The sequence below is a fragment of the Pseudomonas brenneri genome, from assembly GCF_007858285.1.
Lineage (GTDB): Bacteria > Pseudomonadota > Gammaproteobacteria > Pseudomonadales > Pseudomonadaceae > Aquipseudomonas > Aquipseudomonas brenneri.
The window spans coordinates 283,470-296,113 of sequence record NZ_VFIL01000007.1; the positions used below are offsets into that span (position 1 = coordinate 283,470).

Sequence of the window (12,644 nt, forward strand, 5' to 3'; positions counted from 1 at the left end):
GGATTCACCTTTTATCTTTCTTATTAGGTGCCGAGCAGCCGAGTATCTGGCTGACGAGCGCAATGGCAGATGCCGTGCCTGCAAGCCTGGGAAACTTGCTTGGCACGGCTAGCCAGGTCGTTGTTATATGCGAAATTGTCCCGCCCAGGCGCCGCAAGAAAAGTCTTGTTGCAAATCGGCTCCCCACATTGATGGCCTTTCGGCCAATCAGGTTGGGCGTCGAGGCAACTCGATCAGCACCTTGAGGCCGCCCAGTTCACTCTCGTGCAACTGCAACGCGCCCCCCCACACCTCGACGATATCGCGCACGATGCCCAACCCCAGGCCGTGTCCATGGGTTTGTTCGTCCAGGCGGGTACCACGGCTGAAAACCTGGTCACGCTGACTCTCGGGAATGCCCGGGCCGTCATCCTCGACGATCAATTGGTAATTGTGCGTAGTCTGCTCAATGCTCAGGCGCACTTCGGCATCCGCCCATTTACAGGCGTTGTCCAGCAGATTGCCCAGCAGCTCCAGCAAGTCTTCGCGGTCCCACGGCAATTGCAGGCCAGGGCGCACGTGGTAGCTCAAGTCCAGGTGCTCGCCGTGGATCATATTCAGGGTCGCCAGCAGGCCCGGCAGTTCACTGTCGCAGTCGAACAATGCACCAGGCAGGGTTTCACCGGCCAGACGCGCGCGGTTGAGTTCACGGTTGAGCCGCTGCTGCACTTGTGTCAATTGTTCGCGAAGCAGCTTGGCCAACTGTGGCCGGTCCTTGAGCTGCTCGCTGGACGCCACGCTCAGTAACACCGCCAATGGGGTTTTCAGTGCATGGCCGAGGTTGCCCAAGGCATTGCGTGAGCGCTTGAGGCTGTCTTCGGTATGGGCCAACAGGTGATTGATCTGCGCCACCAGCGGTTCCAGCTCCACTGGCACCTGGGTATCCAGTTGAGAGCGCTGGCCTTGCTGCAACTGCGCAATCTGCTCGCGGGCGGTTTCCAGTGGGCGCAGCGCCCGGCGCACAGTGACACGCTGCAGAACCAGGATCAGCAGTAACGCCGCCAACCCGAGGACCAGGCCAACTTGGCGCATCAGGCGAAAACTTTCCCTGACAGGTGTGTAGTCCTGGGCCACGCTGATCGAAATCGCCTGGCCAAACCGTTTGTAGTCCGAGCGCAATATCAATAATTGCTGGCCTTCGGGCCCCAACTGCAGATTACCCTTCAAGCCAGCCTGGGGCAGTTGCGGCAGCTCCTGGTCCCACAGTGAGCGGGAGCGCCAGTGGTTGTCACTGAAGTCGATACGAAAATAATGCCCGGAGAACGGCCGTTGATAGGCCGGCGACAAGCGTTGCTCATCCAGTTGCACACCACCTGGGCCGCGCACCAGGGCCACCAGCAGGTTTTCGCTGTCGTTGCGCAGGCCAGCCTCCAGGTAGCGCTGCAGGCCCATTTCGAACAGCCACAGGCTGGTTTGCGCCAGCACCAGGCCGACGATCACCATCACGCTGATCAGCCCCAGGCTCAGCCGCCGCTGGATCGACCTCACGTGGGGCTGGCGCCAAAGCGATAACCCTGGCCGCGCCGGGTTTCAATTACGCTACGGCCGAGCTTGCGCCGCAGGTGGTTGACATGGACTTCGAGGACGTTGGAGTCACGTTCGGTTTCACCGTCATACAAATGTTCGGCCAAATGGCTTTTCGACAGGATCTGCTCGGGATGCAGCATGAAGTAGCGCAGCAGGCGAAACTCGGCAGCGGTCAGTTGCACCTCGGCACCGTCGCGTATCACGCACTGGCGGCCTTCATCCAGGTGCAGGCCGGCCGCCTGTAGCGTCGGCTGGTTGGCCTGGCCATGGGAACGGCGCAACAGGGCCTGGATGCGCAGGTGCAACTCCTCGGGGTGAAACGGCTTGCTCAAGTAATCGTCGGCCCCGGCCTTGAGCCCTTCGATGCGCTCGGCCCAGGAGTCGCGGGCGGTGAGGATCAATACCGGGGTCGCCAGGGCAGCGGCGCGCCATTGGCTCAGCACCTCAAGCCCCGGCAACCCGGGCAGGCCGAGGTCAAGGATGATCAGGTCGTAAGGCTCGCTGCGCCCCTGATACACCGCATCGCGACCGTCCGCCAGCCAATCCACCGCATAGCCCTGGGTTTTGAGCCCGGCCATCAACTCATCGGCCAGGGGCACGTGGTCTTCCACCAGAAGCAGGCGCATCAGTCATCTTCCTCGTCTTTAAGCAGTACGCCGGTGGTCGCGTCCAGTTTGATTTCCCGAACCACGCCGTCGGTGGTCACCAGCTCCACTTCATAGACGTAACTACCGTGTTTACTCTCAAGCTCGGCCTCCAGCAACCGGGAGCCGGCATGCCGCGCCATGGCCTGCTGCAACAGTTGTTCAAGGGGCAGGATCACCCCTTGCTGGCGCAGCGCCAGGGCTTCGTCCTGATTGAGGTCCCGGGCAGCCACCACCGAGCAAAAGGCCAGGAGCACCAGCGCCAGTCGACTGCCGGTGCGTAGATTTACCTTCATTACGTATCCTGATGATCCTTGAGGACTTGCCCGGTGACCGCGTCCAATTCCACATCCCACTCCACACCTTGGGCATCGCGCAGGTCAACCTGGTAAATATACTTGCCGTACTCCTGTTCCAGCTCGGTCTCATGCACGGTGCCGCCAGGATGTTTGGCCAGGGCAGCGGCATTGAGCTTCTCGAAAGACTGGATGGTACCAGCGTCACGCAATTTCAGCGCTTCATCCGGCCCCAGGTCCCGCGCCTGAGCCAGGCCGGTGGTGAGGGCGATGATACTGGCGGCAATAGTTGCCGTGAGGATTTTCATGATGATTCTCCATTTCAGGATGTTTTGCCTACGGCCCCCACAGTACGGATCGCAACTTAACTGAAACTGAATTGCCATCATGGCAATTATCCCACAACACCTTGCCAGGCCCTGGGGAAGATTTCCTATACTGCCCCGCTCGCCTGCACAGAGATCGGTATGACGGCCATCCACATCAAGTTCCCAGCCCTGACGATCAAGGCTGGCCAGCGCGCCTTTTCACGCATTCGCGAGCAAGGCCTCAAACCTCAAGACGTGGGCATCCTGCCCGGCGCGGCCGGTGGCCCCAAGGCATTGGGGATCCAGGGCCTGGACTTGGCGCTGTTCGGTGACTGGCTGGCGCGCGCGCCCCGCGAGCGCTCGCTGATTGGTGCGTCCATCGGTTCCTGGCGCTTTGCCAGCGCCTGCCTGCCCGACCCGGTGCAGGGTCTGCTCGATCTCGGTCGCCTGTACAACGAGCAACGCTTTGCCAAGGGCGTGACCATGGCCGAGGTCAGCCAGAGCTGCCAGCGCATGCTCGATGACCTGCTGGCCGGCCGCGATGCGATGCTTCTGGCCAACCCGCACTATCGCCTGAACATCGTTGTCGTCAAAAGCCATGGCCTGCTGGCCGACGACCACCGTGGCCGCCTGGGCCTGGGACTGTCCTCGGTGATCGCCGACAACCTGCGCGGCCGTGCGCGACTGTCCCGGCATTTTGAGCGACTGATCATCCACGACCCGCGCCAGGCGCCACCCCTGCACCCGCTCAAGGACTTCCCTTCACGCTTTCTCGACCTGGAACTGGGCAACCTGCGCCAGGCATTGCTGGCGTCCGGTTCGATCCCGATGGTCATGCAAGGCGTGCGCGACTTGCCGGGCGCCGGTGCTGGCACCTATCGCGATGGCGGCCTGCTGGACTACCACCTCGACCTGCCCTACCACGGCGATGACATTGTGCTGTACCCGCACTTCACCGATCGGGTCATCCCCGGCTGGTTCGACAAGAGCCTGCCCTGGCGGCGCAGCAACCCGCAGGGCTTGCAGGATGTGTTGCTAGTGGCCCCGTCACGGGACTATCTGGCCCGCCTGCCCCACGGCAAATTGCCGGATCGAAGCGACTTCAAGCGCTTTCTGGGGGACGACGCCCGCCGCAATCAGTACTGGCAAACCGCAATGAGTGAAAGCCAGCGCTTGGGTGATGAATTCCTTGAATTGGTCGATAGCGGCAGATTGGGCGAGCGCCTGATCGAGCTCTGAATTGCCTGCCGCAAGCACGGCTAATTATTTTTCGAAAGAAATTATTGTAATTAGATAATTATTCATGGATTATTCTTCCATCAGCCCGTATGGATCTACCCATGAACAATCATCTCGACTCCATCTCCACCAACACCCGACTGCGATCCATCGGGGCATTTGCCGCGCTGCTGGCATGGTGCGTCGCATTGATCGAGTTCGGCGCGCCCATTTTGTTCTGGGTCTTCGACTTTCCCAGCGCCCTGGCGGACTACATGAAGACCTACGGCGAACAGATGCCTTTGTTGCTGGCACCCGGCTATCAGCCATCTTTGCTGGCCATGGGCCTGGCCCTGGCATTGGAAATGCTGCCCATCAGCCTGACGATTGTTGCACTGGTGCTCACCGGGCTGTTTTTCATGGGTATTTCCAAAGGTAATATCTGGACCGAGTCAAACATCAGAATGCTGTGGTGGATGGGCTTACTGTTTATTATTAACCCCCTGCTGACCCCCATTATTGAGACGCTTCAAGGGCTGGCCTTTGCTATCGATATGCCACCCAATGAGCGAAGCATCAGCATCGGCATTGGTATTTCGTCCCAGGCCATCTATGGAATACTGCAAGGCATATTCCTTTGCGCATTTTCACTCATAGTGGCTGAGTCAAAAGTTATCAACGATGAAAACAAAAGCATCATCTAAACCATGACCATCATTATTCGTTTGGACGTCATGATGGCGAAGAAAAAGATCCGCTCCAACCAGCTTGCAGAAGCCATTGGGATTACGGAAGCCAATCTGTCGCTATTGAAAAACGGAAAAATCAAAGGCTTTAAACTCGAAACCCTGAACAAGCTCTGTATCGCCCTGGATTGCCAGCCCGGCGACTTGCTGGAGTTCGAGTCTGAAGAGCCCTAGACCCTGGACTGTACTGCCTGGCTCTTGGGCAGCCTTGTAAAACACTGATCAACTTAAAGCGGACCTTTTCCTATGAAACTCATGAAGTTCCTGGGCCTCTTCACTATCGTCCTGATGACTGGCGGATGCAGCAACACCAGTTTCAACCCTTCCTCGTTCAAGGTTTATGAACCTGGCACGCAGTTTGGCAACCGCTACGGTTCTTCTACCTGGCTGGAAACTCCTTGCCGTAAACGTGGCTGCGACAACAACAAGTTGTTCTTTAATCCAGCCCAACCGGAATCAACCATGGAAAACACTCATCATGGGTTTTAACAACAAAACATGTAGCCTTTTTTTGTTGCTGCTTTTGGCACTAGGCCATGCAAACGCGCAAGACCTGCCCAATCCGTCGCTTCTCACTCGGTATGGCGTCACCGAGGATCAATTGCCAGCAGCCCCCACCGCCCCGGTACTGAACCCCGAGCCGACGAAAAGCCGCTTTGCGATTCAGCCCGAACGGCCATTGATCAGAGTGGAGAAAAATGGCGACCTGGTGTCCGAAACCACCGGCAATATCAGCATTGATAACGCCGTCGCCCAAGGGCAGGAGCAGTGCGCACGCGCGTATGCAGAACTGGAGCGCCGAGGGTCGCAGCGCGCACTGCCGTGCGGTGATGGGGTCAAGGTCAGTACAACGGTATGGTCCCAGGAATAACCGGACTTTACACACACCGCCAGATCGCTTGATAAAACAGGTTAGAATGCGCACCACGTCGCTCGCCCGGGCCCATCAAGCGCCCACCCGATACTGACAATCGCACATCGCCCTAGAAACTCCTGCCTTACAGGTCATACCGTGGAAATTTTCAAAGAGTTCACATTCGAGTCCGCCCACCGCTTGCCTCACGTCCCCGAAGGCCACAAATGCGGGCGCCTGCACGGTCACTCGTTCAAGGTGGCCATCCACCTGAGCGGCGACCTCGATCCGCATACCGGCTGGATCCGTGACTTCTCAGAGATCAAGGCGATTTTCAAGCCGCTCTACGAGCGCCTCGACCATAACTACCTCAACGACATCCCCGGCCTGGAAAACCCTACCAGCGAAGTGCTGGCCAAGTGGATCTGGAACGAGTTGAAGCCGTTGCTGCCAGAGCTGAGCGCCATCCGTATTCATGAAACCTGCACCAGCGGTTGCATTTATCGCGGAGAGTAAGGCGATGAGTTGAAAAAACCACCCACAGCGGTGGTTTTTTTGTACCCGTCGTTCAGGCAGCCTCGAATGTAAAGCGAGCTTGACATATACTGATCGCCCCTCCAATGTAAAGCACCCTTTACTTTCAGAGGTTCCTATGTCGATCAAACGCTACCTGGTGGAGTTCTTCATTGCCCTGGCCGCCTACCTGGCTGCCGTGCTCGTCAGCACCCACTTCCTGGCCGATGCTCCCGAAGGGTCCGGGAAAATCGCCCTAGCCCTGGTTCCGGTCATCCCGCTGATTGCCTTGGCCTTCGTGGTGATCCGTCAATTGGGCCGGATGGATGAAATGGGCCGCAAGATTCAATTGGAAGCTCTGGGCATCGCGTTCATCTGCACGGCGCTGATCACTTTCAGTTATGGCTTCCTGGAAACCGCCGGCCTGCCACGCCTGTCGATGTTTTTTGTATGGCCCCTCATGGGCGGTATCTGGGCAGTGGCCACGGTGATCGGCGCAAGGCGTTATCGATGAACAACCTGATGCGCGAACTGCGCACCGAACGGGGCTGGTCCCAGGCGGATCTGGCGGCACAACTTGAAGTGTCGCGCCAGACCGTCAACGCCATCGAGACCGGCCGCTACGACCCCAGTTTGCCGCTGGCCTTCAAAATAGCCAGGCTGTTTGAGCGCCCGATCGAGGCGATTTTTGAGGCGCCCTCGGCGTAAGGGTTTGCGTTCGAGGATCACAGCGATTAAAACCAGACTTCGCCGCAACTCAAGGAACTGAACCATGGAATCCACCTGGCTGGCCCAGGCCAAGCGCCTGCAGGCATTGGCCTCCACCGGGCTGCACTTTTGCACCGATGACTTCGAGCGCGAACGCCTGGAAGAGATCGCCCAGATTGCCCACAACATGCTCGCGCAGTTGGGGCACGTGCCGCTGGAGCGCATTACCGGACTGGTCTCGGACTTCGCCCAACGTTATTCAACACCAATGATCGATGTCCGTGGCGCGCTGATTGAAGGCGATCAGATCCTGCTGGTGCGCGAAGCGACGGATGGCTGCTGGGCATTGCCGGGGGGCTATGCCGATATCGGGTTGTCGGCCGCCGAAAACATCGTCAAGGAGCTTCACGAAGAGGCTGGGCTGAGTGTCACCGCACGGGCGCTGTACAGCGTGACCCACAAAGCCAAGGGCCTGTACCGGCCCGACGTGCGGGACTTCTACAAGTTGTATTTTCTCTGCGAGCGCACCGACCAGGCCGCTCCCATGGCGGGTTTTGAAACCACCGACGTCGGTTTCTTCCGCCTCGACGAACTGCCGCCCCTGTCACGCGGGCGCACCATCGAGAGTGATCTTGAAGCGGCCTTCGCCTTTCACCGCGGGGACATCACCCAAACCCTGTTCGACTGACACCCAGGCGTAGTGATCCAATTTGTATCACCCCTGCACCGCATTCGTGCCCGGCAGGGCAACACCCACAAGCAATTTCGCCTTCCGGGCCTGCCCAGCCCTGAATACTGTGCAACCTGCACAGCGCCCACCGTGCACCCATCACTGCCACGCAGTTGGCACGCGCGCTGCAACAGGCCCTGTGTCACTCACAGGGGAACGGCACATGACGCAGAACGAACCGGGCAACGATTACCCTCTCAGCGAAGTGCCTATGCATGCACGCAAGGGCCTTGGCTCCACGGCCATGGTGTTGCTGGGCTTTACCTTTTTTACCGCGACCATGTTCGCCGGCGGCAAGCTGGGGGTGGCCTTCAGTTTTACCCAGATGCTCGGTGTCGTGGCCCTGGGTAACCTGCTGTTGGGTATCTACGCCGCAGGCCTGGGTTACATCGCCTTCAAGAGCGGCTTGAACTCGGTGCTGATGGGGCGTTTCTGCTTCGGTGAAGTGGGTAGCAAGTTGAGCGACCTGATCCTGGGCTTCACCCAGATTGGCTGGTACGCCTGGGGCACCGCCACGGCGGCCGTGGTGCTGGGCAAATATTTCGAATTGAGCCAGGGCAGCGTGCTGGCGCTGATGGTGCTGTTCGGCCTGGTGTTCTGCGCCACGGCCTACGTGGGTTATCGAGGCCTGGAAATCCTCTCTTACATTGCCGTCCCGGCCATGGGCCTGCTGCTGTTGCTGTCGATGTGGGTGGCCACCGTGAAAGTCGGCGGGCTTGAAGGCTTGCTCGCGGTCGTGCCGAGTGGCGCGCTGGATCTGTCCACGGCCATTACCCTGGTATTCGGCACCTTTGTCAGTGGCGCCACCCAGGCGACCAACTGGACACGGTTTTCCCGCTCGGCCAAGGTGGCAGTACTGGCCAGCCTGATCGGCTTTTTTATCGGCAACGGCCTGATGGTGCTGATCGGTGCCTATGGCGCCATCGTCTATCAACAGCCGGATGTGGTGGAAGTGTTGCTGCTGCAAGGTTTCGCCATGGCCGCAATGGCCATGTTGCTGCTCAATATCTGGAGTACCCAGGACAACACCATCTACAACTTCGCCGTCGCCGGCTGCAACCTGCTGCGTACCAGACGGCGCAAGACCGTGACCCTGGCCGGCGCCGTGATCGGTACCCTGCTGGCCTTGCTGGGCATGTACGACATGCTGGTGCCCTACCTGATTTTGCTGGGCACCGTGATTCCACCGATTGGCGGGGTGATCATGGCCGACTTCTTCTATCGCTATCGCGGCCAGTATCCTCGGCTGGCAGACGTGCGCTTGCCGGCGTTCAATTGGCCGGGGCTGATGGCCTATGCCGTCGGGACGGTGCTGGCATTCAGCTCGCCGTGGGTTGCGCCCCTGGTAGGGATTGTCGCTGCGGCCGCCACTTACATCCTGCTCACGGCCGTCCTGCGCATACGCGTGCCATTGGCTGACGTTCAGGCATGAGCCTGACCGTGGCGGATGTGCTGGCCCTCCCGGGGCTGGAATCCATGAGCCTGCGCGCGGGTAGCGCAGGCCTGGATAATGGCGTGCGCTGGCCTTATGTGGCCGAGAACAACGGCATTGCCGAGTGGGTGCTAGGCGGTGAACTGGTGTTCGTCACCGGCATCAACCATCCACGGGATGAGACCAATCTCCTGCGCCTGCTGGACGAAGCCTGCTCGCGGCGCGTCGCCGGCCTGGTGATCCTGACGGGGCCGGATTACATCCAGGGGATTGCCCCGGGATTGCTGGACGCCGCCGACGCCGCCGGAATGCCGCTGATCGAACAACCTTATTCACTGAAAATGGTCCTGGTAACCCAGGCCATCGGTTCCGCGCTGATCGAGGCCGAACAGTTGGGGCGTTCACGGCATGACGTGCTGGAGCGCCTGTTGGCCGGAGACTATCAATCCCTCGACCTGCTCCTGCACCGCGCCAGCCAACTGGGCATGCCACTGACCGGGCACTGGCAAGTCGCGCAACTGCAACTGGACGGCGGCGACGCGTTATTTGCGCAAAACCTGGCGGGGGATGCCGAGACCCAATTGGCCCGCCAGCACGATGGCATTACCCGTCGATTGCGCCAGTTCGCCGCCGAGCATCCCTCGCGCCTGCCCGTGCTCGGCAGGGCTGGACAATGGACCCTGCTGCTTGCGGCCCCCCATCAGGACCACCGGCAACGCCTGGTGAACTGGCTCAAACCATTGAATCTGCGCCTGGCCCCGCTAAAGCTCTGTATCGGCTTGAGCGCGGCCCAACACCCGGCCTCCGGCCTGGCCCAGGCCCTGGACGAAGCTCGCCAGGCGCTGGTGGTCGCCCGGCGCTTTGGCGAACATGCCGGTGTCTGTGTCTACGATGAACTCGGGGTGCTCAAGCTACTGAGCGCGGTGCGCGATCGCGGGCTACTCGACCAGTTTCTCCATGAACGCCTGGGGCCTCTGCTGCGCCATGACCAACGCCACGGCCCCAGCCTGATGCCGACCCTGCAAGCCTGGTTCCTCGACAATGGTAACCTTGTGGCTGCGGCCCTGCGGTTGGCGGTCCACCGCAACACCCTGACCCACCGCGTCCAGCGCATCGAGGCCCTGTGCGGGCTATCGCTGGACAATCCCAATGACCGTCTGGACATCGGCGTCGCGCTGATGATCTGGCGGCTGTCTGCCTGATTGCTTTTTGCCCAAGAGGAACTTGCCCATGCATATCATCAACGCCCGCCTGCGCAACCGTGAAGGCCTGCATGATCTGCACCTGGAACATGGCCGGATCGCCAGCATTACCCCACAAACGGCCGTACCGCCCCTGGGACCGGACGACCTGGATGCCGCCGGTAACCTGGTGGTGCCGCCTTTTGTCGAGCCACATATCCACCTCGACGCCACCCTCACCGCCGGCGAACCGCGCTGGAATATGAGCGGGACGCTGTTTGAAGGGATCGAATGCTGGGGCGAACGCAAGGCCAGCATCACCCAGGAAGACACCAAGACCCGCGCCAAACAGACCATCCAGGCCCTGGCGGCCCATGGCATCCAGCATGTACGCACCCATGTGGACGTCACCGATCCCGACTTGACGGCGCTCAAGGCCATGCTCGAAGTGCGCCAGGAGAGCAGCCACCTGATCGACCTGCAGATTGTCGCGTTTCCCCAGGAGGGCATCGAGTCCTACCGCAATGGCCGCGAGCTGATGGAGGAAGCCATTCGCCTCGGCGCCGATGTGGTCGGCGGCATTCCCCATTTCGAGTACACACGCGACCAGGGGGTCAGCTCGGTCAAGTTCCTCATGGACCTGGCCGAACGCACGGGCTGCCTGGTCGACGTGCATTGTGATGAAACCGACGACCCCCACTCGCGATTTCTCGAAGTGCTGGCCGAAGAGGCACGCAGCCGTGACATGGGTAGCCGCGTCACCGCCAGCCACACCACAGCCATGGGCTCCTACGACAATGCCTACTGCGCCAAACTGTTTCGCCTGCTGGGACACTCCGGCATCAGCTTTGTGTCCTGCCCCACCGAAAGCATTCACTTGCAGGGCCGTTTCGATAGTTTCCCCAAACGCCGGGGCGTGACCCGGGTCAACGAATTGCTGGAGGCCGGCATGAACGTCTGCTTCGGCCAGGACTCCATCGTCGACCCCTGGTACCCACTGGGCAACGGCAACATCCTGCGGGTGCTCGAAGCCGGTTTGCATATCTGCCATATGCTCGGCTACAGCAACCTGCAGAGGGCCCTGGACCTGGTCACCGACAACAGCGCCAAAGCCATGGCCCTGGGCGATCGCTACGGCCTGGAGCCCGGGCGGCCGGCCAACCTGTTGATCCTGTCGGCAGACAGCGACTACGAAGTCATTCGCAGCCAGGGCCTGGCGCTGTATTCGATCCGCAACGCCAAGGTGTTGATGAAGCGCCAGCCGGCGCAAGTGACGTTTCTATAAACAATCAAGTACGTATACCCCTCAGCCTTGGTGCGTCGCGGCCCCGAAAAGACTGACACTCAGCAGCGTATCCGCCTGAACCTGCAGACGTACCGGCGCCGTGCCACCCGGCATCACCACGGCAACGTCTCCCGCCTCGACCCAGCCAGCCCGCCAAGCCGCACAGGCAACCGCGCTGGCACTGGTCCCGGAGGACGCCGTAGGTCCCTCGCCACGCTCAAATACTCGGGCAATCACCCGATTGGCTGCGGCGCGCGCGACCCATTGCAGGTTGACCCCGGCCGCACAGGGCCGGCCATCACCTGCTGGAGGGGCAAAGGCAATCGCTTTCAACGCGTCAAACAGCTCAGGCTGGTGCATTTGCCGATTGTCCGGCAAGGCCGATACGCGCTCGACCAAGGTCACACAATGGGGATTGCCAATACGCACAAATTGACTGCGTGCCCATTGCGAGTTGATCGCGGCCAGCGCACTCACAGGGCCCGGCTCGGCACTCCCCACCCCCTGCGCACCCACCGCCGGCGGCCCGAATGCCGGCTGCCCCAGCGCCAACCAGAACCCTGGAACCTGCTCATGGACCGCCGGCTCAACCCATGTCGCCACCGGCGATAGCGCATCAGGTTTGTCATGGTGTACCAGCAGTTCGCAGGCCTGGGTCATCAACCCCGCATCCGTCAGGGCCTGGGCAAAGATCGTCAAGCCATTGCCACTGCGCTCGGCCAGGGAACCATCGGTATTGATGATCAGCAGGTCATACGGCGGCGCAGCCTGAAACGGCCCGACCAGCAAACCATCGCAGCGATAGGCCTTGGCCTCGGCTGGACGCGGCGACGTTCCCCAGCCACATTCAGACGCTATCGCCGACGCCGTCCACGCCTGGCGGGTACTGGCGGCCAGTGCGGCGCTGGTGGGCACGGCAATGCCCCGGCGACGTAACAGGGCCGGGCTGACCACTCCGTAGATATTGCCGCGAGCGTCGTAGAACAAGGTCATTGTGTGGTCCACCTCAACATCCGCCGATTGTCGGCAATGGGAAAAGCGCATGGCGATTGTGGGGGATGTCGGCGTAGGACACCACTTACGGGAGTGCTGAGCATGACCATGGCAAAAACACCTGGGTCACTCGTGCCGAGGTCGTGCAAGTCAGGGCGTACGTCCCGGCAG

The 12,644-nt window shown here is 60.6% G+C and carries 17 protein-coding genes; 12 read left to right on the forward strand and 5 right to left on the reverse strand.

The window, feature by feature from the left end:
• Positions 1–207 precede the first annotated feature (207 nt).
• Genes FJD34_RS17755 through FJD34_RS17770 form a run of 4 tightly spaced genes read right to left on the reverse strand, consistent with a single transcriptional unit; the run spans position 208 to position 2,814 of the window.
• Positions 208–1,527 carry a sensor histidine kinase gene (locus FJD34_RS17755; protein WP_090291424.1) on the reverse strand — a complete coding sequence of 440 codons (1,320 nt, stop codon included), beginning with the start codon at positions 1,525–1,527 and terminating at the stop codon, positions 208–210.
• Positions 1,524–2,192, reverse strand: coding sequence for a response regulator transcription factor (locus tag FJD34_RS17760; protein WP_032857454.1), 669 nt, complete (start codon positions 2,190–2,192; stop codon positions 1,524–1,526). Before FJD34_RS17760 ends, FJD34_RS17755 begins: the two co-directional genes overlap by 4 nt.
• Positions 2,192–2,506, reverse strand: a complete 315-nt coding sequence (locus FJD34_RS17765; RefSeq protein ID WP_032857456.1) for a PepSY domain-containing protein — start codon at positions 2,504–2,506, stop codon at positions 2,192–2,194. The genes FJD34_RS17760 and FJD34_RS17765 overlap by 1 nt, the downstream gene beginning before the upstream one ends.
• The gene (locus FJD34_RS17770) at positions 2,506–2,814 is read right to left on the reverse strand and encodes a PepSY domain-containing protein (RefSeq protein ID WP_032857459.1); all 309 of its coding nucleotides are present in this window, start codon (positions 2,812–2,814) and stop codon (positions 2,506–2,508) included. Before FJD34_RS17770 ends, FJD34_RS17765 begins: the two co-directional genes overlap by 1 nt.
• A gap of 159 nt (positions 2,815–2,973) precedes the next feature.
• Here FJD34_RS17770 and FJD34_RS17775 point away from each other — a divergent pair, with 159 nt between their 5' ends.
• From FJD34_RS17775 to codA, 12 genes are all read left to right on the forward strand, one after another.
• Positions 2,974–4,053 (forward strand): patatin-like phospholipase domain-containing protein, encoded by a 1,080-nt coding sequence (locus FJD34_RS17775; protein WP_032857461.1) that lies wholly within the window; start codon positions 2,974–2,976, stop codon positions 4,051–4,053.
• A gap of 101 nt (positions 4,054–4,154) precedes the next feature.
• Positions 4,155–4,736, forward strand: coding sequence for a hypothetical protein (locus FJD34_RS17780; protein ID WP_090291426.1), 582 nt, complete (start codon positions 4,155–4,157; stop codon positions 4,734–4,736).
• A 3-nt stretch (positions 4,737–4,739) separates the two neighbouring features.
• Positions 4,740–4,952: a helix-turn-helix domain-containing protein gene (locus tag FJD34_RS17785; protein ID WP_032857464.1), complete on the forward strand. Its 213-nt coding sequence runs from the start codon at positions 4,740–4,742 to the stop codon at positions 4,950–4,952.
• Positions 4,953–5,024: 72 nt separating this feature from the next.
• Positions 5,025–5,267 carry a hypothetical protein gene (locus tag FJD34_RS17790; RefSeq protein WP_146552239.1) on the forward strand — a complete coding sequence of 81 codons (243 nt, stop codon included), beginning with the start codon at positions 5,025–5,027 and terminating at the stop codon, positions 5,265–5,267.
• Positions 5,257–5,649, forward strand: a complete 393-nt coding sequence (locus FJD34_RS17795; protein WP_032857465.1) for a hypothetical protein — start codon at positions 5,257–5,259, stop codon at positions 5,647–5,649. The genes FJD34_RS17790 and FJD34_RS17795 overlap by 11 nt, the downstream gene beginning before the upstream one ends.
• A gap of 141 nt (positions 5,650–5,790) precedes the next feature.
• Positions 5,791–6,147 (forward strand): 6-carboxytetrahydropterin synthase QueD, encoded by a 357-nt coding sequence (queD, locus tag FJD34_RS17800; protein ID WP_003190259.1) that lies wholly within the window; start codon positions 5,791–5,793, stop codon positions 6,145–6,147.
• A 136-nt stretch (positions 6,148–6,283) separates the two neighbouring features.
• Positions 6,284–6,658: a hypothetical protein gene (locus FJD34_RS17805; RefSeq protein ID WP_032857467.1), complete on the forward strand. Its 375-nt coding sequence runs from the start codon at positions 6,284–6,286 to the stop codon at positions 6,656–6,658.
• Positions 6,655–6,852 carry a helix-turn-helix transcriptional regulator gene (locus FJD34_RS17810; protein ID WP_032857469.1) on the forward strand — a complete coding sequence of 66 codons (198 nt, stop codon included), beginning with the start codon at positions 6,655–6,657 and terminating at the stop codon, positions 6,850–6,852. Before FJD34_RS17805 ends, FJD34_RS17810 begins: the two co-directional genes overlap by 4 nt.
• A gap of 64 nt (positions 6,853–6,916) precedes the next feature.
• Entirely contained in the window at positions 6,917–7,540 is a 624-nt protein-coding gene (locus FJD34_RS17815; RefSeq protein WP_090291427.1) for an NUDIX hydrolase, read from the forward strand.
• A 205-nt stretch (positions 7,541–7,745) separates the two neighbouring features.
• Entirely contained in the window at positions 7,746–9,014 is a 1,269-nt protein-coding gene (gene codB, locus FJD34_RS17820; RefSeq protein WP_032857473.1) for a cytosine permease, read from the forward strand.
• Positions 9,011–10,216, forward strand: coding sequence for a PucR family transcriptional regulator (locus tag FJD34_RS17825; protein ID WP_090291429.1), 1,206 nt, complete (start codon positions 9,011–9,013; stop codon positions 10,214–10,216). The genes codB and FJD34_RS17825 overlap by 4 nt, the downstream gene beginning before the upstream one ends.
• Before the next feature lie 28 nt (positions 10,217–10,244).
• Positions 10,245–11,480, forward strand: a complete 1,236-nt coding sequence (codA, locus tag FJD34_RS17830; protein ID WP_032857477.1) for a cytosine deaminase — start codon at positions 10,245–10,247, stop codon at positions 11,478–11,480.
• 21 nt (positions 11,481–11,501) lie between these two features.
• Here codA and FJD34_RS17835 read toward each other — a convergent pair whose 3' ends face one another.
• Positions 11,502–12,473 carry a diaminopimelate epimerase gene (locus FJD34_RS17835; protein WP_090291431.1) on the reverse strand — a complete coding sequence of 324 codons (972 nt, stop codon included), beginning with the start codon at positions 12,471–12,473 and terminating at the stop codon, positions 11,502–11,504.
• Positions 12,474–12,644 lie beyond the last annotated feature (171 nt).

Bases quoted from the DNA above. Each gene is read 5' to 3' on its own strand.
- FJD34_RS17760 (WP_032857454.1), bottom strand. From the start codon at position 2,192: ATGCGCCTGCTTCTGGTGGAAGACCACGTGCCCCTGGCCGATGAGTTG.
- FJD34_RS17765 (WP_032857456.1), bottom strand. From the start codon at position 2,506: ATGAAGGTAAATCTACGCACCGGCAGTCGACTGGCGCTGGTGCTCCTG.
- FJD34_RS17770 (WP_032857459.1), bottom strand. From the start codon at position 2,814: ATGAAAATCCTCACGGCAACTATTGCCGCCAGTATCATCGCCCTCACC.
- FJD34_RS17775 (WP_032857461.1), top strand. From the start codon at position 2,974: ATGACGGCCATCCACATCAAGTTCCCAGCCCTGACGATCAAGGCTGGC.
- FJD34_RS17780 (WP_090291426.1), top strand. From the start codon at position 4,155: ATGAACAATCATCTCGACTCCATCTCCACCAACACCCGACTGCGATCC.
- FJD34_RS17785 (WP_032857464.1), top strand. From the start codon at position 4,740: ATGACCATCATTATTCGTTTGGACGTCATGATGGCGAAGAAAAAGATC.
- FJD34_RS17790 (WP_146552239.1), top strand. From the start codon at position 5,025: ATGAAACTCATGAAGTTCCTGGGCCTCTTCACTATCGTCCTGATGACT.
- FJD34_RS17795 (WP_032857465.1), top strand. From the start codon at position 5,257: ATGGGTTTTAACAACAAAACATGTAGCCTTTTTTTGTTGCTGCTTTTG.
- FJD34_RS17805 (WP_032857467.1), top strand. From the start codon at position 6,284: ATGTCGATCAAACGCTACCTGGTGGAGTTCTTCATTGCCCTGGCCGCC.
- FJD34_RS17810 (WP_032857469.1), top strand. From the start codon at position 6,655: ATGAACAACCTGATGCGCGAACTGCGCACCGAACGGGGCTGGTCCCAG.
- FJD34_RS17815 (WP_090291427.1), top strand. From the start codon at position 6,917: ATGGAATCCACCTGGCTGGCCCAGGCCAAGCGCCTGCAGGCATTGGCC.
- codB (WP_032857473.1), top strand. From the start codon at position 7,746: ATGACGCAGAACGAACCGGGCAACGATTACCCTCTCAGCGAAGTGCCT.
- FJD34_RS17825 (WP_090291429.1), top strand. From the start codon at position 9,011: ATGAGCCTGACCGTGGCGGATGTGCTGGCCCTCCCGGGGCTGGAATCC.
- codA (WP_032857477.1), top strand. From the start codon at position 10,245: ATGCATATCATCAACGCCCGCCTGCGCAACCGTGAAGGCCTGCATGAT.
- FJD34_RS17835 (WP_090291431.1), bottom strand. From the start codon at position 12,473: ATGACCTTGTTCTACGACGCTCGCGGCAATATCTACGGAGTGGTCAGC.